This window comes from Ruegeria sp. G5 (assembly GCF_056533365.1).
In genome coordinates, this window is the sequence record NZ_JBQFOK010000002.1 from 207,258 (window position 1) to 231,412 (window position 24,155).

The 24,155-nt window shown below is 57.7% G+C and carries 21 protein-coding genes; 10 read left to right on the top strand and 11 right to left on the bottom strand.

Annotated elements, in window-relative coordinates; all coding sequences use genetic code 11:
- Nucleotides 1-24: 24 nt before the first annotated feature.
- The gene (locus ACR0BD_RS04075) at nt 25-807 is read left to right on the top strand and encodes a crotonase/enoyl-CoA hydratase family protein (protein ID WP_480829033.1); all 783 of its coding nucleotides are present in this window, start codon (nt 25-27) and stop codon (nt 805-807) included.
- On the opposite strand, the gene ACR0BD_RS04080 is transcribed toward ACR0BD_RS04075, so the two are convergent.
- The 3 genes from ACR0BD_RS04080 to ACR0BD_RS04090 form a co-directional block, all read right to left on the bottom strand.
- Nucleotides 808-1,140 (bottom strand): DnaJ family domain-containing protein, encoded by a 333-nt coding sequence (locus ACR0BD_RS04080; protein WP_480829035.1) that lies wholly within the window; start codon nt 1,138-1,140, stop codon nt 808-810.
- Between the two features lie 39 nt (nt 1,141-1,179).
- Nucleotides 1,180-2,358 carry a benzoate/H(+) symporter BenE family transporter gene (locus ACR0BD_RS04085; protein ID WP_480829038.1) on the bottom strand — a complete coding sequence of 393 codons (1,179 nt, stop codon included), beginning with the start codon at nt 2,356-2,358 and terminating at the stop codon, nt 1,180-1,182.
- Between the two features lie 111 nt (nt 2,359-2,469).
- On the bottom strand, nt 2,470-5,643 hold the full coding sequence (locus ACR0BD_RS04090; protein ID WP_480829040.1) for a valine--tRNA ligase: 3,174 nt from the start codon (nt 5,641-5,643) through the stop codon (nt 2,470-2,472).
- Nucleotides 5,644-5,782: 139 nt separating this feature from the next.
- On the opposite strand from ACR0BD_RS04090, the gene ACR0BD_RS04095 reads away from it, so the two are divergent.
- The 3 genes from ACR0BD_RS04095 (at nt 5,783) to ACR0BD_RS04105 (ending at nt 9,663) form a co-directional block, all read left to right on the top strand.
- Entirely contained in the window at nt 5,783-8,074 is a 2,292-nt protein-coding gene (locus tag ACR0BD_RS04095; protein ID WP_480829399.1) for a xanthine dehydrogenase family protein molybdopterin-binding subunit, read from the top strand.
- Nucleotides 8,052-9,128, top strand: coding sequence for a DUF2235 domain-containing protein (locus ACR0BD_RS04100; protein WP_480829041.1), 1,077 nt, complete (start codon nt 8,052-8,054; stop codon nt 9,126-9,128). Before ACR0BD_RS04095 ends, ACR0BD_RS04100 begins: the two co-directional genes overlap by 23 nt.
- A 139-nt stretch (nt 9,129-9,267) precedes the next feature.
- Nucleotides 9,268-9,663: a hypothetical protein gene (locus ACR0BD_RS04105; RefSeq protein ID WP_480829042.1), complete on the top strand. Its 396-nt coding sequence runs from the start codon at nt 9,268-9,270 to the stop codon at nt 9,661-9,663.
- Between the two features lie 252 nt (nt 9,664-9,915).
- Here ACR0BD_RS04105 and ACR0BD_RS04110 read toward each other — a convergent pair whose 3' ends face one another.
- A complete protein-coding gene (locus ACR0BD_RS04110) occupies nt 9,916-10,491 on the bottom strand; it encodes a GcrA family cell cycle regulator (RefSeq protein ID WP_480694992.1) in 576 nt (191 codons plus the stop codon).
- A 125-nt stretch (nt 10,492-10,616) separates the two neighbouring features.
- On the opposite strand from ACR0BD_RS04110, the gene ACR0BD_RS04115 reads away from it, so the two are divergent.
- On the top strand, nt 10,617-11,420 hold the full coding sequence (locus ACR0BD_RS04115; RefSeq protein WP_480829043.1) for an ABC transporter permease: 804 nt from the start codon (nt 10,617-10,619) through the stop codon (nt 11,418-11,420).
- Here ACR0BD_RS04115 and ACR0BD_RS04120 read toward each other — a convergent pair.
- On the bottom strand, nt 11,402-12,292 hold the full coding sequence (locus tag ACR0BD_RS04120; protein ID WP_480829045.1) for a DMT family transporter: 891 nt from the start codon (nt 12,290-12,292) through the stop codon (nt 11,402-11,404). The genes ACR0BD_RS04115 and ACR0BD_RS04120 overlap by 19 nt on opposite strands.
- Before the next feature lie 288 nt (nt 12,293-12,580).
- Here ACR0BD_RS04120 and ACR0BD_RS04125 point away from each other — a divergent pair, with 288 nt between their 5' ends.
- Nucleotides 12,581-13,768: an acetylornithine transaminase gene (locus tag ACR0BD_RS04125; RefSeq protein WP_480829046.1), complete on the top strand. Its 1,188-nt coding sequence runs from the start codon at nt 12,581-12,583 to the stop codon at nt 13,766-13,768.
- A gap of 28 nt (nt 13,769-13,796) precedes the next feature.
- On the top strand, nt 13,797-14,723 hold the full coding sequence (argF, locus tag ACR0BD_RS04130; RefSeq protein ID WP_480829047.1) for an ornithine carbamoyltransferase: 927 nt from the start codon (nt 13,797-13,799) through the stop codon (nt 14,721-14,723).
- On the opposite strand, the gene ACR0BD_RS04135 is transcribed toward argF, so the two are convergent.
- Entirely contained in the window at nt 14,720-15,319 is a 600-nt protein-coding gene (locus ACR0BD_RS04135) for a ferric reductase-like transmembrane domain-containing protein (protein ID WP_480829049.1), read from the bottom strand. The genes argF and ACR0BD_RS04135 overlap by 4 nt on opposite strands.
- 3 nt (nt 15,320-15,322) lie before the next feature.
- The gene (locus tag ACR0BD_RS04140; RefSeq protein WP_480829050.1) at nt 15,323-15,802 is read right to left on the bottom strand and encodes a twin-arginine translocation pathway signal; all 480 of its coding nucleotides are present in this window, start codon (nt 15,800-15,802) and stop codon (nt 15,323-15,325) included.
- Nucleotides 15,803-15,961: 159 nt separating this feature from the next.
- Between ACR0BD_RS04140 and ACR0BD_RS04145 the strand changes: the two genes are divergently transcribed.
- The 3 genes from ACR0BD_RS04145 (at nt 15,962) to ACR0BD_RS04155 (ending at nt 18,920) form a co-directional block, all read left to right on the top strand.
- Complete coding sequence (locus ACR0BD_RS04145; RefSeq protein ID WP_480829051.1) at nt 15,962-16,804, top strand: phytanoyl-CoA dioxygenase family protein; 843 nt, start codon at nt 15,962-15,964, stop codon at nt 16,802-16,804.
- A 117-nt stretch (nt 16,805-16,921) separates the two neighbouring features.
- Complete coding sequence (locus ACR0BD_RS04150; protein WP_480829052.1) at nt 16,922-17,884, top strand: pirin family protein; 963 nt, start codon at nt 16,922-16,924, stop codon at nt 17,882-17,884.
- A 67-nt stretch (nt 17,885-17,951) separates the two neighbouring features.
- On the top strand, nt 17,952-18,920 hold the full coding sequence (locus ACR0BD_RS04155) for a 2-dehydropantoate 2-reductase (RefSeq protein WP_480829053.1): 969 nt from the start codon (nt 17,952-17,954) through the stop codon (nt 18,918-18,920).
- Nucleotides 18,921-18,929: 9 nt separating this feature from the next.
- Here ACR0BD_RS04155 and ACR0BD_RS04160 read toward each other — a convergent pair whose 3' ends face one another.
- From ACR0BD_RS04160 to ACR0BD_RS04175, 4 genes are all read right to left on the bottom strand, one after another.
- Nucleotides 18,930-20,408, bottom strand: coding sequence for an inorganic phosphate transporter (locus tag ACR0BD_RS04160; protein ID WP_480829054.1), 1,479 nt, complete (start codon nt 20,406-20,408; stop codon nt 18,930-18,932).
- A gap of 93 nt (nt 20,409-20,501) precedes the next feature.
- Nucleotides 20,502-20,960: an NUDIX hydrolase gene (locus ACR0BD_RS04165; protein ID WP_480829055.1), complete on the bottom strand. Its 459-nt coding sequence runs from the start codon at nt 20,958-20,960 to the stop codon at nt 20,502-20,504.
- 149 nt (nt 20,961-21,109) lie between these two features.
- Nucleotides 21,110-23,542: an ATP-dependent helicase HrpB gene (gene hrpB / locus ACR0BD_RS04170; RefSeq protein WP_480829056.1), complete on the bottom strand. Its 2,433-nt coding sequence runs from the start codon at nt 23,540-23,542 to the stop codon at nt 21,110-21,112.
- Nucleotides 23,543-23,583: 41 nt separating this feature from the next.
- Nucleotides 23,584-24,141 carry a DUF3108 domain-containing protein gene (locus ACR0BD_RS04175; protein WP_480829058.1) on the bottom strand — a complete coding sequence of 186 codons (558 nt, stop codon included), beginning with the start codon at nt 24,139-24,141 and terminating at the stop codon, nt 23,584-23,586.
- Nucleotides 24,142-24,155: the final 14 nt, after the last annotated feature.

Below are 24,155 nucleotides of genomic sequence, written 5' to 3' on the forward strand. Positions count from 1 at the left end.
AAACCAGCCGTTAGGAGCCTTTGGATGTCACGCGTTTCCGTTGAGTACAATGATCATGTTGCCCATGTCACCTTGACCCGTGGCGACAAGATGAACGCGCTGGATGATGCGATGATCAAGGCAATCCTGAACGCAGGGCAGGAGGTTGCCGCGTCGGATGCCCGAGCCGTGGTTTTGTCAGGTGAGGGTAAAAGTTTCTGTGCCGGGTTGGACATGGCCAGCTTTGCCAAGATGGCGCATGTTGATCCGCGGGAATGGTTGATGGAGCGTAGCCACGAAGACGCGAATGAGATGCAGGAATTAGCTTTGATCTGGCGGCGTCTGCCCATGCCGGTCATTTGTGCGATCCAAGGCGTCGCCTATGGCGGAGGGCTGCAAATAGCGCTAGGCGCAGATATCCGCGTTGCGCATCCCGAAGCCAAGCTTGCCGTGATGGAGATGAAATGGGGCATCATCCCGGACATGGGTGGGATGGTATTACTGCCGAACCTTGTGCGCTCCGACGTTCTGCGGCTGTTGACCTATACGGCCCGCCCAGTGGGGGCCACGCAGGCCGCAGAGTGGGGGCTTGTGACCAAACTGTCAGATGACCCTTTGACCGAAGCTATCGCCTTGGCCGAGAACATTGCGGGTCAAAGCCCGTCGGCCATTCGTGCCGCAAAACGGCTGATCGAGGTTGCGGAAACCCAAGGTCGCGCCGAAGTTCTTTTGGCCGAGTCCTCCGAACAGGTCGAACTGATCGGCAAGCCGGACCAGATGGAGGTGGTGATGGCGCAGATGCAGGGACGTAAGCCCGAGTTCAAGTAATCACCGCATGAAGGCCCGCCGCGCATCACGGCTCATGTTGTACCGCATTTCCAGGTCGGCAATGCGCGTCATGGCGGCTTTTCTTTCGTTAGGATCAGTCAGCTGCGCATAGGCTTGCCGCGCAGCGTCCAGCTCTTTCTTGATGTTGAACTCTTCGGGCAGCACACCGGCTTGCGCCATGATCCGATGACCTGCAGCAATGGCCGGGTCGCCTTGCGCTTCTGAGGAACGGTCGGGCAGGGGCGCACCTTCGCCCGCAAGACCTTCCAGCTGGCCTTCGGCTTGTGCCTTTTTGATCTGGCGTTCCACAAGTCTTCCAAGCGAGCCGAACATGGCTGTACCGTAACGGGAATGGCCGTTGGACGAAAGGGATCAACGCATTCTATTCGTTACCAGATACGCGATGCCACCGGCCAGCAGGCCCCAAACAGCGGCACCCAGTCCAAAGACCGTGATGCCAGATGCCGTAATGGCCAGCGTCAGAACCGCTGCCTCGCGCTCGGCCGGTACATCCAATGCCGCATGCATCGAATTTGCCATCACGCCGATCAGCGCGACACCGGCCAAAGTTCCCATCAAAAGCGGATCGGCGTGGGCGGCAAAGCCGGTGATCGCCACAGCAAAGACGCCGAACAGGCAGTAAAACACGCCCCCCATGATCGCAGACCAATAACGCTGTGATGGATCGGGATGGCTGTCCTGATTTGCGCACATTGCAGCCGTGATAGCAGCCAGACAAGTTGCGGGCGCTCCGAACGGTGCGGAAAGCAAACTTGCACCGCCGACGGCCGAGAAAAGTTTGCCGGGGGCGGGCGCATAGCCAAAGCTGCGCATCACGGCGACCCCGGGGATGTTTTGGGTGGCCATCGTGACTATGAACAACGGCACGCCGATCCCAACGGCTGACGCGACCGAGAAGGTCGGCATAGTCCACGCCGGAGCCGCGATTAGGCCGGCGGGGATCAGGGTATCTTCTGCGTTCAGCCACACGACAACGGCTGCCACGACCACAGCGGCAGGTACGGCGAACAGGCGGTTGACACGCCCGGCAACAAACCAAGTCAGAATCACCGGCAGGGCCTGCCACGGGATTTCAACTGCTGCTTTGAATGGTACAAGGCAAAGCGGTAACAACACGCCTGCCAACATCGCCTGCGCCAATGTCGTCGGTATCGCCGCCGCCAGACGCCCGAGCGGTCTCCACAACCCTGCAAGAACAGTCAGAGCCCCGGCGCAAAGGAACGCGCCGACCGCACCGGAAAACCCTTCGACCGGCGTGGCGGAAACGGCCAAAAGCGCCGCTCCGGGCGTGGACCATGCCACACTGATCGGCATCTTGTAACGCAGGCTGAGGACGATAGCTGTAAGCCCCATTGCAATCGCCGCACTCATAAGGCCCGAGGCCGCTTGGGTCGAAGACGCTCCCATCGCGGCCAAACCTTGTAAGACGATGGGGAATGAACTGAAAAAACCGACAATGGCGACCACCAATCCGGTTGAGATGGTCTGCAATGGGGGAAAATAGCGCGATGTCAGGTCAGCCGATGCCATTGGCAAGTGCTAGCAATCGCCAACCCGTGTGAAAAGTGTAAAGGTCGATAGAGCCAAGAAAAACCCCGCCGGGCAGTGCGCGGCGGGGTCTGGGTGTGTTCTGCAAAATGATCAGGCGATCTCGGCCAGACGGGCGAGGGCTTCGTTCAGTTTCGCCTCTTCTTCTTCGCGGGCGGCGAGGTTGGCTTTGGCTTCCTCAACCACTTCTTCCGGGGCCGATGCCACGAATTTTGGGTTGTTCAGACGTCCGCGCAGACCGCCGAGTTCTTTGGCCAGTTTGCCTTTGGCTTTCTCCAGCCGTTCCTTTTCCGCTCCGATATCGATGATATCAGCCAGCGGTAGGCCGAACGACGCGCCGGGGGCGGCGATTGAGATCGTGCCTTTTGGTAGCTCATCCGCTTTGGTCAGGCTGTCGATCCGGGCCAAACGCTTGATCAGCGCCTCGTTACGGTCCCATGCGGCTTGGCCGTGGGCGTCGATCTCAGTCACCAGCATTGGCACATAGAGGCCAGCCGGAACCCGCATCTGCGCGCGGGCCGAGCGGGTGTTTTCGATGACCGAGATCACCCAGTTCATCTCACGATCCGCATCCGCATCGACCAGTTCGGTGCCGTAGGTCGGCCAGTTGGCGTGGACGACCATTTTGGCGCGGTCACCGGTCAGACCCCAGAGTTCCTCGGTGATGAACGGCATGATGGGGTGCAGCAGGACCATGCACTGATCCAGAACCCAGCGCATGGTGGTGCGAGTCTCGGCCTGTGCCTCGACGTCGTCGCCCTGCAGCAGAGGTTTAGACAGTTCGACATACCAGTCGCAGACCTTGCCCCAGACAAAGGCATAGAGCCCGTTGGCCGCATCGTTGAACCGATAGCTTTCCAGTGCCGCGTCGACTTCTTCCCGCACGCGGGCGGTCTCGCCGATGATCCAGCGGTTCACGGCGGCCTTGGGTTTCAGGTCGGCCACGTTCAGTTGCGGGACGGCATCGGTGAAGACCTCGTTCATCTCAGCAAAGCGCACGGCGTTCCACAGTTTGGTGCCGAAATTGCGGTAACCGGTGATGCGGTCGCGCGACAGTTTCAACACGCCACCAATGGCCGCCATCGAGGCGTTGGTGAATCGCAGCGCGTCGGCGCCGAATTCGTCAACGATCTCCAGCGGGTCGATGACGTTGCCGGTGGTCTTGGACATCTTCTTGCCCTTCTCGTCGCGGACGAGCGAGTGCAGGTAGACGGTGCGGAACGGGATTTCATTCACCACGGCCAGTTGCATCATCATCATCCGGGCAACCCAGAAGAACAGGATATCCGCGCCGGTGATCAGAACGTCGGTGGGGAAGTAGCGTTCCAGTTCCTCGGTCTGTTCGGGCCAGCCCAGCGTGCCGATGGGCCAGAGGCCGGAGGAGAACCATGTGTCGAGGACGTCGGGGTCGCGCCACATTGGAATTTTGAAGTAACCGTCTTCCTCGTAGCTTTCACCTTCGAGTGGCCACCGACCAGGATCACCTTCAATTTCAACAAGTTTTTCTGGCTTTATGCCCTTACGTTCGAGCCAGACTTGTGCGATTTGCTCTTTAGCTTCTTCTACAGAAGCGGCGCAGAATTCCATCGTAAGAATCCCACCTTGCGTGAGACGACCACCAAGCGCTTCTTCGTCAAACCTATTATCTCGGAGGAATTTTTGGGCTTTCTCCAAAGGGATATTGCCTCCGACCCCAACTCTCCAAGTTCCAACTTGGCCGTCTCGTGTGGGAACCATCGCCGTCCAAACCGGAATCTGATGCCCCCACCACAGCTGGCGCGAGATGCACCAGGGCTCGATGTTTTCCAGCCAGTGGTAATAGGTCTTCTCGCCAGACTCGGGGATGATCTTGACCGTACCGTCCTTGACCGCATCCAGCGCAGGGCCGACGACCTTTTCGGCATCTACGAACCACTGGTCGGTGAACATCGGCTCGATCACCACTTTCGAGCGGTCGCCGAAGGGCTGCATGATCGGTTTGCTCTCTACCAGCGGGACCAGCGCCGCCGGATCGTCATCCTCGCCCAACTTGGTGCCCAGACGCGGGTCATCCGCGCGGGTTATCACGGCCAGACCGTCGGCGGTAATTTCTTCGACAACCTTCGCCCGTGCCTCAAACCGGTCAAGCCCGCGCAGGTGATCAGGGATTAGGTTGATCGCATCTATTTCGGTCTCAGTGAAGTCTTTGCCTCGTGCGATTTTCTGCGCTAGTTCAGCAGCTTCGGCATAAGGCGCGCCATCGGCCCGCATCGCACCTTTGGTGTCCATCAGGCGGTACATCGGAATGCCGCCGCGCTTGGCGACCATGTTGTCGTTGAAGTCATGCGCACCGGTGATCTTCACCGCGCCCGAGCCGAAATCGGGATCGGGATAGTCATCGGCGATGATCGGGATTTGACGCCGGTGCTCTTTCGGGCCAACTGGGATTTCGCAGAGTTTCCCAACGATTGGCGCATAACGCTCATCCGAAGGATGAACCGCAACCGCGCCATCACCCAGCATGGTTTCGGGGCGGGTCGTCGCGATCGAGATATAGTCGCGCTCTTCCTCAAGCACGATATTCCCGTCCTCGTCCTTTTCGACATAGGTGTAGGTCTCGCCCCCGGCCAGCGGGTATTTGAAGTGCCACATGTGGCCGGGCGTCTCGATATTCTCGACTTCCAAATCCGAGATCGCAGTCTCGAAATGCGGGTCCCAGTTGACCAGACGTTTGCCGCGATAGATCAGGCCCTTTTCGTACATATCGACGAAAACCTTGATCACCGCGTCGTGAAAATTCGCAGAATTTTCGTGGCCGGTGCGCGGGTCACGTGGTGCGCCCGCCATGGTGAAGGCGTTGCGCGACCAGTCGCAGCTAGAGCCCAGTCGCTTCAGCTGTTCAATGATGGTGCCGCCATATTCGCCTTTCCATTCCCAGACCTTGTCCAGAAATGCCTCGCGCCCCAGTTCACGGCGCCCTGGTTGCTGGGTGTTGGCCAGCATCTTTTCCACCTGCATCTGCGTGGCGATGCCCGCGTGGTCCTGACCGGGCTGCCACAGCGTGTCGAACCCGCGCATCCGGTGCCAACGGATCAGGATGTCCTGCAGCGTGTTGTTGAAGGCGTGGCCCACGTGCAAAGCACCTGTCACATTGGGTGGTGGGATCATGATGGTAAAGCTTTCGTCGCGCGAGCGGTTCGCGCCTGCCTTGAAGGCTCCGGCCTGTTCCCAGGCCTCATAGATGCGGGCCTCGGCCTCGGCCGCGTTGAATGTCTTTTCCATCGCCATGGGGTGCGTCCTGCGTCATCAATGCTTGGTCAGCGCCTGCAATAACGAAACGCGGCGCGAAGTGGAAGGGTTTGCGGACGCTCTGGACAACGAACCTGTGCACCCTAATGTCGCCTTTGACGCAGCCAGAGGATCATCCATGGAAAAATTCGGCAAAAGCCAGTCCGTGACACGGACCGAAGATCGGCGATTTCTGACCGGACAGGGGCAGTACATGGATGACGCCGTGCCCGAAGGGGCCCTGCATGCCGTTTTCGTTCGCAGTCAGGTTGCGCATGGCAGGATAACTGCGCTGGATCTTGATGCCGCGCGGGCTGCCGATGGGGTGCATTTGGTTCTGGCTTTGGATGACTTGAAATCGGCTGGGATCGACACGGTAATGAATGCGGCAACCGTGCCCAACCGCGATGGATCGGATGTCATTCAGACGCAAAGGCCCATGCTGGCGGCAAATCATGTCCGTTTTGTTGGTGAGCCGATTGCCGTTGTGGTTGCCGAGACGCCAGAACACGCTCGCGATGCCGCAGAATTGGTCTGGGCAGAGATTGACGAGCTTCCAGCCAAACTGAATGTCGCGGCAGGCGGTGAGACTTTGCACCCCGAGGCCCCCGACAACCGCGCCTTTGACTGGGGTCTGGGGGATGAGGCTGCAACTGAAGAAGCATTCCGAACAGCGTCCAAAACAGTGTCTTTGAACGTCGTCGACAACCGGGTGATTATCACGTCGATCGAGCCAAGAGGCTGTCGGGCGTCATGGGAAAACGATCGTTTGCACTTTTCCTATGGCGGTCAGGGCGTTTGGGCCATGCGTGCGCAGCTTGCGCAAAAGCTAAAGCTGGACCCCGAGGCGATCCGCGTCACGACACCGGATGTCGGCGGTGGGTTTGGCATGAAAGTCATGCCTTATCCCGAGTATTTCTGTGTTTCGGTTGCGGCCATGACGCTGGGTCGGACCGTTCACTGGATGTCGGATCGGTCCGAGGCAATGTTGTCGGATCATCATGGTCGTGACCTGACCTCACTTGCGGAATTGGCCTTTGACGAGAACCACAAGATCACGGCCTACAGGGTGCACAGCAAGGTTAACCTTGGGGCCTATAGCAGCCATTTTGGGCAGGCGATCCAGACAAGCCTGTTCAGCAAGGTCCTGATGGGTGTTTACGATGTTCAAACCACCTATCTGCGGGTCGAAGGCTTTTTTACCAATACCACACAGGTTGACGCCTATCGCGGGGCGGGTCGCCCCGAGGCGATCTATGTTCTCGAGCGGGTGATGGACAGGGCCGCACGCGAATTGGGCATTGATCCGTGGGAACTGCGCCGAAGGAATTTCATCAAACCCGATGCGTTCCCGTACAAAACCGCCACAGGTGAGACCTATGATGTGGGCGATTTCGACATGATCCTGTCGCGTGCCGCAGAGCAAACGCTGGGCTTTGCCGCCCGAAAAGCGGCGGATGCAGAACGTGGTCTGATCCGGGGACAGGGGTTGTGTTATTACGTCGAGAGCATTCTGGGGGACCCATCCGAGAACGCCAAAATTGAGTTCTGCGAGGACGGCACCGTTAACCTTTACGTCGGCACGCAGTCAAATGGGCAGGGGCACGAGACGGTCTATGCTCAATTCCTATCAGACCAGACGGGGATCCCGGTTGATCGCATAAACGTTTTGCAGGGCGACACGGATCAGTTGCCTCACGGTGGGGGCACCGGTGGGTCCCGATCGGTGACAGTGCAAAGCACGGCAACTCTGGCGACGATAGATGTCATGATAGCCGCATTCACGCCTTATCTGGCGGACAAGGTGGGTGTCGATGAAGACGAGGTTCGATTTGACCATGAAACCTTCCGCGCGCCCGGATCGAACGTGACCCCGACCTTGACCGAGGCCGCAGACATGGCCCGTGCCGATGGTCGCACCGACCTGCTGCAGCACTACGCGCGGGCGAACCTCGATGCACGCAGCTATCCCAATGGCGCGCATGTTGCCGAAATCGTTATAGATTCTTACACCGGCGAAACTTGGGTCGACCGCTATACAGTCGTGGATGATTTTGGTAACCTTATCAACCCGATGCTGGCCGAAGGGCAGGTGCATGGCGGTGTGGTGCAGGGGATCGGACAAGCGCTGACCGAGCATGTTGTGCATGATGCGCAGGGGCAACTGCTCACGGCTTCGTTGATGGACTATGCCTTGCCCCGTGCTGCCGGGATACCCATGATTAAGTTTACCTCGGCGCCGGTTCCGTCAACGTCCAACCCGATGGGGATGAAAGGATGTGGCGAGGCAGGCACCGTGGGCGCACTGGCCGCTGTCGCAAATGCGGTTCAGGACGCGCTCTGGGATCACGGGGTGCGGCAGGCGGATATGCCGTTCACACCCCTTAAAGTATGGGAATTGCTGACACATGGTTCTGTCGCGGCTGAGTAGAAAGGTACTGGGATGGCTCGGACGGCCTCTTCGTTCCGAGCACTCGGGTGAGACGCGCCATCGTGAACCTATCAGCCACGTCATTATCCTTGACGGAACCATGTCTACGCTAGAGCCAGGCCGCGAAACCCACGCCGGTCAGACATTCCGCTTGTGCTGTGAAATGGGTAGTAAGGTTTCCGTCTTTTATGAGGCCGGGGTCCAGTGGGAAAGCTGGAAATCCTCGCTCGACGTGATGATGGGGCGGGGGATCAACCGTCAGATCAGGCGCGCTTACGGCTATCTCGCCTCGCGCTACAAACCCGGCGATCGCATTTTCTTTATTGGATATTCGCGTGGGGCCTACGGGGTCCGCAGCCTTGCCGGTGTGATCGACATGATCGGTCTTATCAAGGCCGAGCATGCAACGGAGCGCAACATTCAGCAGGCCTATCGCCACTATGAATGCAACGCGAACGGCAAGGCAGCGGCCGAGTTCCGGCAGGCCTACTGCCACGAGGATGTCGCGATTGAAATGGTCGGTGTCTGGGATACAGTCAAAGCGCTGGGTCTGCGCCTACCGCTTCTGTGGCGCTGGGCCGAGGAACGCCACGCATTCCACAACCACCAGCTTGGCCCCGCAACGCGCCACGGATACCACGCCATGGCACTGGACGAGACCCGCGAAGTGTTCGAGCCAGTGTTATGGAAATGTACCCCCGGTTTCAAAGGCCATGTCGAGCAGGTCTGGTTCCGCGGCACCCATGGCGATGTGGGTGGCCAGTTGAACGGCTATGAAGAGGCGCGCCCGCTCAGCAACATCTCTCTCATTTGGATGCTGGATAAGGCCGAATTGCATGGCTTGCCTTTGCCCGAAGGCTGGCGCGACCGCTTTCCCACGGCGACCACCGGCCCGTCGGTTGGCACGTGGCGCGGCTGGGGTAAGATTTTCTTGCTACGCAAACACCGCAAAGTGGGTCGCGACAGGTCCGAGAGACTGCATGTCTCGGTCTCACCTGATGACCTGCCGGGTTGGGTGCCGATGCCGGATTTACCGTCGCATCCGGCGCAGTGAGGTTGGTCATGGGCTAGCGACTCCAAGGTCATCGACACCTAAATGTCAGTAATGAGCCCTTCGCAACAAATGCTGCGAACAGAGCGAATGGCTGCTAGGACGAGTTGGCTAGGATGCAGTATGAGGTTTACCAAACTCAATGTTCGAAAAGGTTCTGTGTCTTTGGGCGTGGGGATCACCTGAAACACCCATGCAGCGATTAGGTGCATTCTTGATGATGTTGGTGTCTGTTTTTGCCTCCGCAATCACTTTGGGTGTTGTTTCTCAGGCTCTCGACAAAACTTGGACCGTCTCAGGAGTATCCGCAAGTGTATTTGGTGTCGTAGTGATGTCACTCGTACTCCCTACCGGGCTGGCTCACGGTCTTGCGGCGGCTTTTCCTCCGATTTTTGATCGTTGGAAGCATAAGCGAAACATGCGATTGGGAGACTATGTGATGCTACAGCTTGATGGCCTTAAGTTCTTTTATTCGCTTTTAGGTTGGGCTGGCTCGATTGGATTGGTCGCACTTATTGCGTATCTGATAGTGTCCTAGATCGCATAGCCCGTCTCGTTTCGTCAAACACTGCAGCCATTTGAAGGTTTGTTCCAAATGACCGCAAAGTCCGCACATCCAACGGCCGGAGCTGAAACACCCTCGCAGCTTTTGGCGAGGGTGTGTTCTTTGTCAGAGCTCGTTACGCCTTGCGTCGTTTTTGACTATGCAACGCTTCCATTAAGAAGTGTGGTGAACCGCTTGCACCCTTTTCATGCTCTGTGATGCTGATTTAGGTTCTGACGTTTCCAATCACCGCCGCCGGTCGCGGCGTGAGCTCATGGGTTGGAACGCGACGCCCACATGCGCTTCGCAGTAGGGTTTGCCAGCTTCAACCGGCAGGCCGCAGAACCAGAAATCTTCTGTCGCAGGGTCGCCGACCGGCCATTTGCAGGTTTTCTCAGTCAACTCCATCAGCGTCAGCTTTTTGGCCTTCTTCTCGACCTCGTTGACCTTGGCCAGCGCCTCGGGGCTGATTTCATTGGCCGAAGGCTGTGGCGGCAGGGGCTGACCAGCCGGGATGATCTGCCGGCGGGCGGGAATTGCAGGTTTGACCTCGGCCGTCGGGGCAGGTGTCGGACGCGCCGGTTCCGTTTTAGGCGCGGGCTTCGGCTTGGCTTCGGCCTTGGGTGCGGGGGCCGGTTTTTCCTTGGGTTCGGCCTTGGCCGGTGTTGCGCCGGTTGCGCGGTTCGACAGACCCAGACGGTGGACCTTGCCGATCACAGCGTTGCGTGTCACGCCGCCCAGTTCCTTGGCGATCTGGCTGGCCGACTGGCCCTCGCCCCACATCTTTTTCAGCAGCTCTACACGCTCGTCAGTCCAGGACATCATTTGCCTTTCAAAAGCGGAAAGCGGCCCCGGATTCGGGCCGCCTTGGGAAATCATCTCAGCGCCCTATTCTAATCACTGCGAGCCGAGTTACAAGCGGTCTTCGAATCAGGTATGGGCACATCATGCAGAATCTTATCGATCAAGACACTCGCCGCTTTGGTGCGGTCAATTGGATGGGCCTTTACACGCTGGCACAACGCGAAACGCAGCGCTTTATGGGGGTGTGGACCCAAACCTTGTTGGCCCCGCTGGTCACGGCGGGTTTGTTCCTGCTGATTTTCAACATTGCGATCGGACCCAGTCGTTCGGACGTGATGGGCGTACCCTTTCTGACCTTTCTGGCACCCGGAATCATGATGATGACGGTGATCCAGAACGCATTTGCAAACACCTCGTCCTCGATGGTGATTGCAAAGGTACAGGGCAATATCGTCGACACGTTGATGCCGCCCCTATCGCCGCTGGAGATTCTGCTTGGCTACTTGGCCGGAGGGATCGCGCGCGGCGTTCTGATCGCCGTCGTTGTGGCCATCGCGTTGGCTTTGGTGGTTGGCGTCGTGCCTCAAAACCCGTTGGTGGCGCTGATATTCGTCATACTTGGCGGGGCATTCATGGGGGCACTGGGCTTGCTTGCCGGGATTTTTGCCAACAAATTCGACCAGATGGCGGCGATTACCAATTTCATCGTTACGCCTTTGGCTTTTCTGTCCGGGACTTTTTATTCGGTTCAGGCTTTACCCCCGATTTTGAACCGGTTGAGCCACGTTAATCCGGTGTTCTATCTGATCGACGGCCTGCGCTATGGTATGATCGGTGTGTCTGACAGCTCTCCTTGGTTGGGAATGGCCGTGTGTGGCGTGGCGACGTTGCTGGTCGGTGCTGCGACGTGGCAGATGTTGCGAACAGGCTATCGGCTCAAGGCGTGACGCGCGCGCGCCTCGCGCCAGACGAGGATCAACCCGCTGGTCAGAATGATGGCAGATCCGATCATGCTGATCTGGTCGGGCGCGACGCGAAACACGACAAAGTCGTAGAAGGCCGCGAATACCAATGTGGCGTAGCTGATGGGCGCCACAAAAGACGCATCCGCGCGTGCCATTCCGTTGACGAAACAAGCCTGTGCGCAGGCCATCAAAACGCCGATGCCCGCAAGCGCGGCCCATTGCTCGAGTGTTGGCATGCGAAACACAAAACTCACAGCGACAGACGCGATCGTCAAACCCATGGCATTGTTGATCAGCAAAATCTGAAGCGGAATTTCCCGGCCACTCAGTTTCTTTATGAAGATCAGTTCCATCCCAATCACGGCAGCTGCCGTCAGGGCCAGCAGCGCTGCGGGTTGAAAACTGTCGGGCGTTGGGCGCAGCAGGATCAACGCACCAACCAATGCAACGCCCGCCGCCAGCCAGCGCCACGGGCCTACACCCTCTTTCAGCAAGGGGACCGCCAGTACCATTGCAAAAACCGGGTTCAGAAAGGAAATCGCAGTTGCGTCGGCGATTGGAATATACGCGACGGACGCAAACATCAGAGTGATCCCCAACCAGCCAAAGCTGGTACGCCCAATGTGCAGCCCCCAGTGCGGGCGTCTGAGTTGAGGGCGCAGGACACCAACTGCCGAAACGATCACGAGAAAGGCGAATAGAAATCGCCCATGACTGATCTGCAGCGGGTGCAGCGCTGGACCAAGAACATCCGTGCCCAATGCCTTGGCCAGCAGGGTCGTGCCTGCCATGAATGCGCTGGCCCCAAGGATTAGCAGGGCTGCGAGCGGTGGATTGTGACGAGCGAATGTCATGTGCAACCGGTGCGCCAGAGCGTGTCTAATAGCAAGCGGCAAATGCTCAGGTATCAAAATAAAACGTACGACGAATTTCGGGGTTCCCAGAAACGGACATCCCCGTTATACGGCGCGACATGATCAAAAGCGCTGATATCCTGCGACTCCGACGCCGACGCATTGCTGCGTAACCGGCCCGTTTGATCTTTGTGCGCTGTAAATCAGCGTGAACTCCACCAAATCTGTTGACGAATAGGGTCTTCGTGTACCACTCACGGGGCTCAACATATCGAAAAGGATGATCCAATGATCCCGTCCGTTCTGCCGACCTATAACCGCGCGCCCCTGACTTTCGTGAAGGGTGAAGGCGCATGGCTGACAGAGGCGGATGGCCGACGTTTTCTGGACCTTGGTGCCGGGATCGCGGTGAACGCGCTGGGGCACGCGCATCCGGCATTGGTCAACGCATTGACCGAACAGGCGCACGCGCTGTGGCATGTTTCGAACCTGTACCATATCCCGCAGCAACAGGCTTTGGCCGATAAGCTGGTTGAACACACCTTCGCTGATACGGTGTTCTTCACCAATTCGGGCACCGAGTCCTGCGAGCTGGCGGTGAAGATGACCCGCAAGTATTTCTATGACAAAGGTCAGCCTGAACGGGTTGAGATCATCACCTTTGACGGCTCTTTCCATGGGCGGTCGTCAGCCGGTATCGCGGCGGCCGGTGCAGAAAAAATGACCAAGGGTTTTGGCCCATTGCTACCCGGTTTCGTGCATCTGACTTTTGGTGATCTGGATGGCGTCACCAATGCCATCACGGACAAGACGGCCGCGATTATGATCGAACCGATACAGGGCGAGGGCGGAATTCGCCCCGTTCCTGACGCCGAGCTTAAGGCTTTGCGCCAGATTTGTGATGACAATGGACTGCTGTTGATCCTTGACGAGGTTCAATGCGGCGTTGGGCGGACCGGCAAGTTGTTTGCGCATGAATGGGCCGGGGTCACCCCGGATATCATGATGGTTGCAAAAGGAGTTGGCGGTGGTTTTCCGTTGGGTGCAGTTTTGGCAACCGAGGATGCAGCCAGCGGAATGACCGCGGGCACGCATGGTTCGACCTATGGCGGCAACCCACTGGGCTGCGCTGTAGGGTGCGCCGTGATTGATCAGGTCGCGACACCCGCCTTTCTTGAGGGTGTGAACCGCAAAGCGGGAATGCTGCGTCAAAAATTAGAGGGGCTGATTGCAGATCATCCTGATGTTTTCGAAGAAGTGCGCGGTATGGGCCTGATGCTGGGTCTGAAATGCAAGCCGACCAACATAGACGTAGTAAACGCAGGTTATGACAATCAGGTCATTACGGTACCTGCTGCGGATAACGTGATCCGGTTACTGCCGCCGCTTACCCTGACTGAAGACGATATTGCACAGGCCGTGATCCGCCTTGAAAAGGCGGCTGCACAGGTTGAAAGCAATCTGGCCTCTGCCTGATAGAGCCCGAGACGAAAAGTGACATGAAATGAAACACTTCCTTGATATCCACAAAACCGACGCGGGCGAACTGCGGCATATGATTGATCAGGCCGGAGCCATGAAGCAGGCTCGCTTGGGGCGCCCCAAGGCCGCGCTGGACGACGAGCATCCGCTGAAAGATCGGATGGTCGCACTGATCTTTGAAAAACCTTCGACCCGGACGCGCGTTTCCTTTGATGTGGGTGTGCGTCAGATGGGCGGGCAGACAATGGTGCTGTCCGGGAAAGATATGCAATTGGGCCACGGTGAGACCATTGCCGATACCGCCCGTGTGCTGTCACGGTATGTCGACATGATCATGATCCGGACGTTTGATGAGACGATCCTGACCGAGATGTCTGAATACTCGGACGTGCCCGTGATCAATGGCCTGACCGACCGCACGCATCCCTGCCAAATCATGGCCGACGTCTTGACCTTTGAGGAACATCGCGGCCCCATCGCAGGCAAAAAGGTCGTCTGGACCGGGGACGGAAACAACGTTTGTGCTTCATTCCTGCACGCTGCAGGTCAATTCGGTTTTGACCTGACCTTCACCGGACCAGCACAGTTCGACCCCGAAGAAGAGTTCATGGGTTTTGCCCGCCAGAAGGGCTCGCAAATCGTGGTTGAGCGTGACCCGTACAAAGCCGTCCAGGGTGCTGACCTTGTGGTCGCCGATACGTGGGTTTCGATGCACGATTCACAGTCTGCCAAGGAACGTCGGCACAACCTTTTGCGCCCCTATCAGGTCAACACCGATCTGATGGCCCATGCGAAACCGGACGCGCTGTTCATGCACTGCCTTCCGGCCCACCGCGAGGAAGAAGCGACATCCGAGGTGATGGACGGCCCCAATTCGGTGATCTTTGACGAGGCCGAAAACCGCTTGCATGCGCAAAAAGCCGTCATGCGCTGGTGTCTGGGCGTTTAAGTACGTTTTCTTATATCCCAAACACGCAGTTTGGTGAGCGCGCGGGCGCTCACCAATAATACGAGAATGCACAATACTGTTTTTGTCGCGATTTCCATCGCGCCTTCTATCAGCATTGCGTGCACGACGGTGCCGAGAATGGTGACAGCGGCCAAGCCTGTATGAGCCAACCGCCAGACACGGAACCTCAGCTTCACACGTTGCCGGAACACACCCAATAGTGCGACCGCAAAGGCAGCCCACATTGCTGTAACGCCCCAAGCTGAAAAAGGTGTCGGGGATACAAACAACAAGGCATCAACGACATCCGGCGGGCTGGTGATCCACAGCCCTGCCACGTGGACCACGATAGCACAGGCCAAGCCAATCCCCACCCATCTGTGCCATTGGCGGCTTACCATTACCGACAGCCCAGGCAAATCTCGCGCTGCCAGAAGGGGTTGGAGTAAAAGCAATGCCAGTCCGATTATTCCGGCAAATCCGGCAATGATATAGATAGGACTGCGCCAAGCCAGATAGGGGCTGTTTGCCGCCGCCACAATGGGTACTGCGACGGCGATTACCAAAGCCGCCCAGATCACAAATTTAGACCTCACAGGTCAGGCAGGCGTCAGGACGAAATGTGCAGCCAATGTCGTGTCTTTGGCGCTGGGCATGATCGGGCGCAAGAATACGGTTTCAAAATCACCACTGTCGTAGGCCAGATGAGCGTGCGGCTGCCCAAAAGCAGGAACGATTTGCGGCATTTCCAACCGGAATTCACCATTTGCGTCAGTCAGGGTTGCGCCATGGCTCTGGGGGTCTCTTTCATGACCTTCAGTCGTGTGCGCCCAGATTTGAATGCGTTGGCCGGGCAAAGGGGCACCGTCGCCTGCGCGCCGGACTGTTCCCGTCATCCAGAACCCGCCGCCACCGATCCGTTCTACAATAGGTGCGCCGGGACGATAGTTGTTGGACCCGCCCCGCATCGAGGGTGTCGGCGCCAAACCGCTGGCTCGTGCGGGTATCATCAGCCCCGAGGCCATTACGGCCCCTCCGGCAGCAATAAGAGTGCGGCGAGTAAATGCAGGAGCGGTCATGTAAACCTCGTGTCTCGGTCGGTTTCCCTTACCCTTCCATAGATAGCACGATTGTTTCCAGTTCCGAGGGCACGTCATCAATTGTGATTTCCTTTGACGCAAAGCGTATCGGCTGCAATCCTGACGAAACGTGCAGATTTGCCCGAAAGGCCCATAGCTATGACGCCGAACACTGAAATCTCACCCCAGGAAATCGCCGACTTTCAAAAGAACGGGGCCGTGGTGCTGCGGTCAAAGTTTTCTAACGACTGGCTTGATCTTCTGCGAGCGGGCATTGACGCAGATCTTGCAAACCCGACCGAAAATTTCACACGACACACCACAGATCCGAATGCACCCGCTTATTTCGAGGATTACTGGGCCTGGAGTAAATTCCCGCAGTTCAAGCAGTTCGTGCATAACTCGCCTTGTGCTGAGCTGGCCGCACAGCTGCTGAATGCGCCGTCCATCAATCTGGTGATGGACAACTGGTTCATGCGCGAAGCGGGGTCAACATCGCGCCCGCCATTTCATCAGGATCTGTCGTATTTCGATTTCGAGGGCACTATGTGTGTGCTTTGGTTGCCGCTTGAGCCGGTAAGCAAGGAAAACGGCATCGCCTTTGTCAAAGGGTCACATCTTTGGGACAAGCTCTTCATGCGTGTCCGATTTGCGGACGGCCATCCCAGTTATGAGCCTACACAGGTTGCAGGCCGCACCTATCATCCACCGCCGGATGTAAACGCTGACCCTGACGCCTTTGAACTGCTTCAATGGGATTTGGAGTTGGGGGACTGCATCTTTTTTGACATGCGAACCTTGCATGGTGGTTTGTCGTCGATCACGCCCACCGAAACGGTGCGACGCTATACTTTGCGAATGACGGCACCGGATGGAGTGATCCGCTACCGCGGTGATTGGGCCAAAAGCGAGCGGGCACAATTCGAAGCGGCCGGGTATCATGAGGGCGATCGCATAGATGGCGGGTTCTTCCCAAAACTTTGGCCGCAAGACGGTGTATGAGATAACATTACATCCATTCTGCACGGCTAGTGTGCGAATTTAGACGTTTCAGCGTGTGATTTTGACCTCTATCCTGCATATGCGAACGAAAAAGCCCAAACCACAGGAGATGCAGGAATGAGTTGGAACCCCACCCACAGCCCCGAATGTGTATCTGATGGCACATCGCTCGAGACGCTGATTATCCCGCGCGCACGTGATCTGGGCGGCTTCGAAGTGCGGCGTGCCTTGCCATCGGTCGAACGCCAACTGGTCGGGCCATTCATTTTCTTTGACCAGATGGGGCCTGCGGAATTCCTGACTGAGGGCGGTATCGATGTCCGACCTCATCCCCATATCGGGTTGGGGACAGTAACCTATCTGTATCAGGGCGAGTTCGAACATCGCGACAGTCTTGGGACCCATCAGATGATCTACCCCGGAGAGGTGAACTGGATGGTTGCGGGCCGAGGTGTCACGCATTCCGAACGGACGAGCCCTGAAACGCGGGGCAAGAAACACAGTCTATTCGGGATACAAACCTGGATTGCGCTGCCCGAAAAGCACGAAGATATGGCTCCCGATTTCGAGCATCACAAACAGGCCGCGTTGCCGCATCTTCAGGATCAGGGCGTTAGTGCCCGCCTCATTCTTGGCAATGCATACGGCGAGGTCAGCCCTGTCTCGATCCTGTCCGAGACATTCTATCTGGATGTGCAGCTGGAAGCAGGGGCCTCATTTCCTTTGCCAGATGAGCACGAGGATCGTGGTGTATACGTCACCCAAGGCTCGGTCGAAATTGCTGGGGATACGTTCGAGGCCGGGCGCATGATGGTGTTTCGACCTGGTGACCGTTTGTCCATGAAAGCCGGTCCGACAGGTGCGCGGTTGATGCTGTTGGGCGGCGCAACGCTGAACGAGGATCGCTATATCTGGTGGAATTTTGTCTCGTCTTCGAAAGGAAAAATCGAAGCCGCTACGCAGGAGTGGAAAGCTGCCGACTGGGCCAATGGCGCGTTCCAATTGCCACCGGGTGATGATCAGGAATACATTGAGATCTCAGAGCAGTTAGAAGGCACGCGACCCCGGCTTGCGCGCTGACCAAACGTCACTTGGTCTTGCCTGTATCGCAGAACCCAGCGATCCTTTGAAAAAGGGGAGAACGGGTTTGAAAATCGTTATTGCCGGAGCAGGGAGCATTGGCTGCTATTGCGGAGCGTTACTGGCGCATGCTGGTCACGATGTGACCTTGCTTGGGCGCGCGCGCATCCTTGATCCGATCCGTGAAAACGGACTTACGGTAACGGACTTTTCTGGTTTGCAACGCCATGTGTCCGGGTTGAACCTGACCGAAGACCCAGTCTGTTTGTCGGCAGCCGAAATTGTCATCGTAACGGTTAAGACCAGTGCAACTGCTGAAATGGCCGCGTTGATTGCTCAGCATACGCCTGCGTCTGCTCCGGTGCTTTCTTGGCAGAATGGGGTGGATAATGCGCGTATTCTTCAGGCTACGCTAACCGGCCATGACGTACGTGCCGGAATGGTTCCTTTCAATGTGGTCCCAACCGGGCCCGCGCAATTTCACCGCGCCACTTCCGGCGATATCGTCATTGAGGGCGGGGCTGCTGATCTGTCGAGCGTGTTGACCAGTGACGATCTGCCGATAACAGAAACGGATGATATTACGGCCGTGCAATGGGGTAAGCTGTTGCTAAACCTCAACAATGCGCTGAATGCTCTGTCCGGTCTGACGCTGGTGGAGCAGTTAATGGACCGCGATTGGCGAAGGTTGATGGCCGACCAAATGACCGAGGGGCTTGCTGTTTTACAAGTCGCGGGTCACTCGGTAGCGTCCACGACGCCTTTGCCCACTTGGGTGACGCCGCATATCTTGCGCCTACCAACGCCGTTGTTTCGACGGATCGCGGCACGAATGCTAACCATTGATCCTTCGGCGCGTACATCAATGGCCTACGATCTGATGAACGGTCGACCTACCGAAATAGACAGCCTTCAAGGAGAAATCATTCGCCTTGGCGCCCAACATGGCATCCCCACGCCGATATGTGAAAAAGTCCGTGTTCTTGTTGAGAGTGAAGCGGGGACAAACCTCACGCCGCAGCAAATACCTCGCTGATCGTCGGGTTTACTGAAAAGCAGTCAATAGCCAGAAGATCATGGCGGACATCAGGGCTGCAGCCGGGACCGTCACGACCCAGGCCGCGACAATTGTCATAAAATGCGAACGTCGAACCAATTTGCGCCTTTTATGCTCTTCGCGGGCAAGGCGGCGTTCTGGCGGGCGCTGCTCGTTCGAGCTTTTCCAGCGGCGATCCGAATGCCATTCGCGATAGAACCCAACACCAAAGACTGCCCCGACCGTGATGTGCGTCGAACTCACCGGAAGGCCCAGCCAACTGGCGACGATCACTGTGATTGCAGCCGACAGCGCGACACAGAATGCACGCATGGGGTTCAGTTTGGTGATCTGGCTTCCGACCATTCGGATCAGTTTCGGCCCAAACAGGAAAAGACCAAAAGAAATCCCAAAAGCGCCGATCACCATGACCCAGCTTGGGATCGCGACTTTCGAGGCAAAATCGCCGAACTCGGCTGCATGGACAATCGCGGCCAGAGGCCCAACGGCGTTGGCGACGTCGTTCGCCCCATGCGCAAAGCTTAGGAAAGTGGCTGAAATGACAAGGGGCAGCCCAAACAAGGTTTTTAGTGACTTGGTCCTGTTCTCAAGCCCGGCAGACTTGCGTCGCACCCACGGAACGGTGGCAGACCAAACCAAGAAACCCGAAGAAATTCCGATAAGCAGAGCCATCTCAAGATCAAGTTTGACGATTTTTTTCAAACCTTTGACCGTCAGATATGTGGAGAATGCCCCGGCCATGATCCCAACCAAGATGGGAACCCAACGTTGTGCGGCGGCAATCTTGTCATCCTGATACTGGATTTTGGTTTTGATAAGCGCCAAGAAACCAGCAGCAATCACGCCACCCAAAACAGGTGAGATCACCCAACTGGCGGCGATCGCGCTCATCGTTCCCCAGCTGACAGCGCTAAGTCCAGCAGCTGCAATACCTGCGCCCATCACACCACCCACGACCGAGTGCGTGGTGGACACAGGTGCGCCGACCCAAGTGGCCAGATTGACCCACATCGCCGAGGAAATCAGCGCGGCCATCATTGCCCAGATGAACACGTTGCTGTTCTGAACAGACGCAGGGTCGATGATCCCATTGGAAATAGTGGAAACGACGTCTCCGCCAGCCAAAAGCGCGCCTGCACTTTCGGCGATGGCAGCTATGACAATTGCACCCCCCATCGTCAGCGCGTTTGCTCCGACGGCTGGGCCCATGTTGTTTGCAACATCGTTGGCGCCGATATTGATCGCCATATAGGCACCAAACGCGGCGGCAGCTACAACGACCAAACCTCCGTTTGCCTGTCCAAAGAACAAGGCGGCTGATAATCCGGCCAACGCGATGAAGGCGAGCGCGATACCCGGTGCTAGCATGGGACGTGCTACGTGCGCATTCGCGGATTCGACACGCGAAATACGGTTCAGATCGCTGTCCAGCGCCTGCCAGCGAGGTTTAGTGTTCATATCCGACATTTATACGGTTGCAGTTTTTTAGGTTTAGCGCACGCCGCTAGAGGGTTTGCCTTGGGCCGGCAACCGAATTGTCATCAAATATTTGTAAAACTGTCACATTGTCCGCAGCATTTCGCGCAGTTCGGGCTCTTGCACACGTTCGGCTGCGGTCTTTGGCGAAACCCATTCCCGTTTTCGCTGGCCAGCTTCTGGGTAATCTTCGGCGAGGCCTTCTACTTCAACGCGGTAAACATTGGTGAGCACGGGAATGGCCGACCCATCCTTTAGTACCTTGTCGTAGGTGAATGACCCCACCGGGACTTTGCAGGCGGTTTCGGCCTGCACACCGGCTTCTTCCCATGCTTCCTGTCGCGCGGTGTCGGCACCGTCAAGCCCGTCGATCGGCCAACCTTTCGGGATGATCCAGCGGCCTGTGTCCCGGCTTGTGATCAGTAACACCTGGGTGCCGTCGTCGGTTTGACGCGTGCACAAGGCTGCGAACTGCACCCGGCGTGGGCGCAGAAAAAGAGGTCTTGCGACCTCCTCCCAGATGTTTCGCAGCCATTTGGTCATGTTTTATTCCCGCGCTCGACCGAGCGTCTCCTTACGCGCTGACATAACAACGAAGCAGGATATGTTCAACAAACCGCTGTTTCCTACCGCTGTGCCTAGGGTAGCTTGCGGTTACTTGGTCAAGATCCATTGGATGTCCTGATAAATGATTAACGACGGCGTTTTGCGCGCAATGTGGGATCGGCCTCTGTCGGGTCGTCCGGCCAAGGGTGCTTGGGGTATTGCGCGCGCATATCCTTGCGAACATCGGCATAAGATCCGGCCCAAAATCCGGGTAGGTCACGCGTGATTTGAATGGGTCGCTGAGCAGGAGAAAGCAGAGTAATCTTAAGCGGTTCGCCCCCGACTGTCGGGTGTTGCGTAACACCGAACAGCTCTTGCAGCCGGATGGAGACCTCGGGCACCGCGCCGCTGTAATCAATCGGTACCTTGCGTCCCAAAGGTGTTTCAAAAGAACCCGGGGCGTGGCGATCCAGCGTTTGTGTTTGCGACCAGTCCAACCGAGCGCGCAGGGCAGGTAGCAGGTCAAACCGTTTCCAGTCATCCACGGTCCGAACACCGCCCAGCACCGGCAGCAACCAGTCTTCAAGCGTCTCCATCAACCCTTGGATAGAGAAGTCGGGTAAATCCACGCCTTCGGCCCTGACGAGTTCAACACGTGCTGCCAGTCGCGCCGCAGCCCCATCAAGCTTCAGCCCCAGATCACGGACACCGCCCAGCATGGCGTGTCCAACGGTCTCGTCCGGAACATCTTTCCAAATCCGGTCATCCAATATGATTGCGCCGAACTTTTCTTGCTTGCGGGCAATCACGCGCCTTTCTCGTTTGGACCACACGCAACTTTCAACCCAACTGATCTGATCGGCGAACAGGTCTCGGATCTCGCCCGCAGAAATCTGCGCTGCCATTCTGACGCGGGCCTCGCGCGGATCACCGTCTGTATCGGGTACGACCAGAAACGGTGCGGCGGCCAGTGTATCATCGCTATCCAGCACGACGCCTTTGCCCCCTGACAGCACATATCGCGGGATGTCGCCTTTTCGACGTTGTCCAATTCGGTCGGGGTAAGCTAATGCGGCCGTTGCTGCGGTGCTCAAACCATTAGAGTCGCCCTTTCGGTGCAGCCGTTTCGCTTCGGATTTGATACGCTCAACCGCACCCATGTTGACCTGCCAGACCCGATTGCGCTGAAAAGCGCGGGTATCACGTATCGCCTCAAGCCTGAACAACAGGTCAGTCGGTGCACCGCGCAGTGGATCACGCTCTGCCATTAGCGCAGCTAATATGGCCGCCTCCGGTCCGGCGACCTCAAGCATGTGACCCAGCCGAGGGTGCAAGGGCAGGGAGGACAATGCACGCCCATGTTCCGTGATCCGCCCTTTGGGGTCCAAGGCACCCAGCATTCTCAGCAATGACCGCGCTTCGGCCATTGCGCCTTCGGGCGGTGCAGTCAGAAAGGCGAGTTCCTCGGGTTCGGCCCCCCACAGGGCAAGTTCCAGAGCCAGGCCGGTCAGGTCGGCGGCCTCAATCTCGGCAGGGGGAAAGGCGGCCAACGCCCCTTCTTCGCCTTTGGACCACAAGCGATAACAGACGCCTTCTGCGACGCGACCTGCGCGACCCGCGCGTTGGGTCGCTTCGGCGCGGGTGACACGCTCGGTCACCAGGCGGGACATGCCGGAACCGGGATCAAAGCGCGCCCTGCGGGCCTGTCCCATGTCTACGACCACGCGGATATCCGGGATGGTCAGGGATGTTTCTGCGATCGAAGTCGCCAGCACCACCTTGCGGCCGTTTTCGACGGGGCCGATCGCTTTGCGTTGGGCGGCAAAAGGCATCGCACCAAACAACGGTCGAACGGTGCACCCGTCTGGCAACTTTCCAGACAAGGCGGCCTCCGCCCGGCGTATTTCGCCTTCGCCGGGCAGAAAGACCAGCATCCCGCCTGTTGTCTCGCGTTCTGCCTGAACGACCAAATCAATCAATGCGTCCAGACGCCTGGTCTTTGCGCCAAGGGGGCGATCCAGCCATTTTGTCTGGACCGGAAAGCTGCGCCCTTCTGAGGTAACCAGCGGCGCATTCATCAGGCGGCTGACCGGTTCGGCGTCCAGGGTGGCCGACATCGCCAGCAGCACAAGGTCGTCCCGCAGGGCCTCGGTTACTTCAAGGCACAAGGCCAGACCCAAATCGGCGTTCAGGGATCTTTCGTGGAATTCATCGAAGATGACGGCACCCACACCGGGTAGATCCGGTTCGGATTGCAGCATTCGTGTCAGAATGCCTTCGGTGACCACTTCGATCCGGGTGGACTTTGATACCTTGGTTTCCCCGCGCACCCGGTAGCCAACGGTTTCGCCCACGCGCTGCCCCAGCGTTTCCGCCATGCGTTCGGCAGCCGCCCGGGCGGCCAGACGGCGGGGTTCCAACATGACGATCCGGCCATCGCAAAGCTTGGCGTCCAGCATGGCCAACGGCACAAGTGTCGTTTTACCTGCGCCCGGAGGTGCCTGCAAAACAGCGCGCCCCGCCGACTTTAGGGTTGCAAGCAGTTCGGGGATCGCGTCGTCAATGGGCAGGCGTGTCATGGGGGCTTTATCTGCCAATGGTTTGACGGCGTCCAGCGTCTCTATTTTCGTACGACGACTGCCGCCCCATAGATATTCTGACGAGCTGTCAGAGCGATCTCGGTCAGGCGTTCGCCGTCGAATATCTTTTGCTTCAGCGTACACATCTCCAAGGGATCCTGATCGCGCAGAACCATAAATATCCCGGTCAGCGGATCAACAGCGCCGCGCTGCTGGGCGTCGGTTACTGCATAGTCGCCTCGGTCGCTGATTTTCGGGCCGCTGGCGCGGGCCAAACCGTTTCGATAATCCAGCCGTACGCGGTTTTGCCGCTGTCCCGTGTCCATATCTTCCAAGTAAAGCGTCGGGGCAAAGTTGGATCCTTTTCGACGCCCCTGTGCCTCGATCACAAAGCGTACGCGTTTTATCGCCCCGGCCAGACCTGTGGTCGAAAGGCTGCTGCTGACCGCGTAGCTGCGTTCAGTCAATTCGGTATCCAGAAGCATTTCGCCCACTTTCACACCTAAGGCGCGCAAAGCGAACCGACTTTGTTCAGCTGCGACCATCACAGGCAGCCAACCTAAGATCAAAGAAAACACCAAAGGACGCATTGCAGGCATAGGATAAGCCTCCC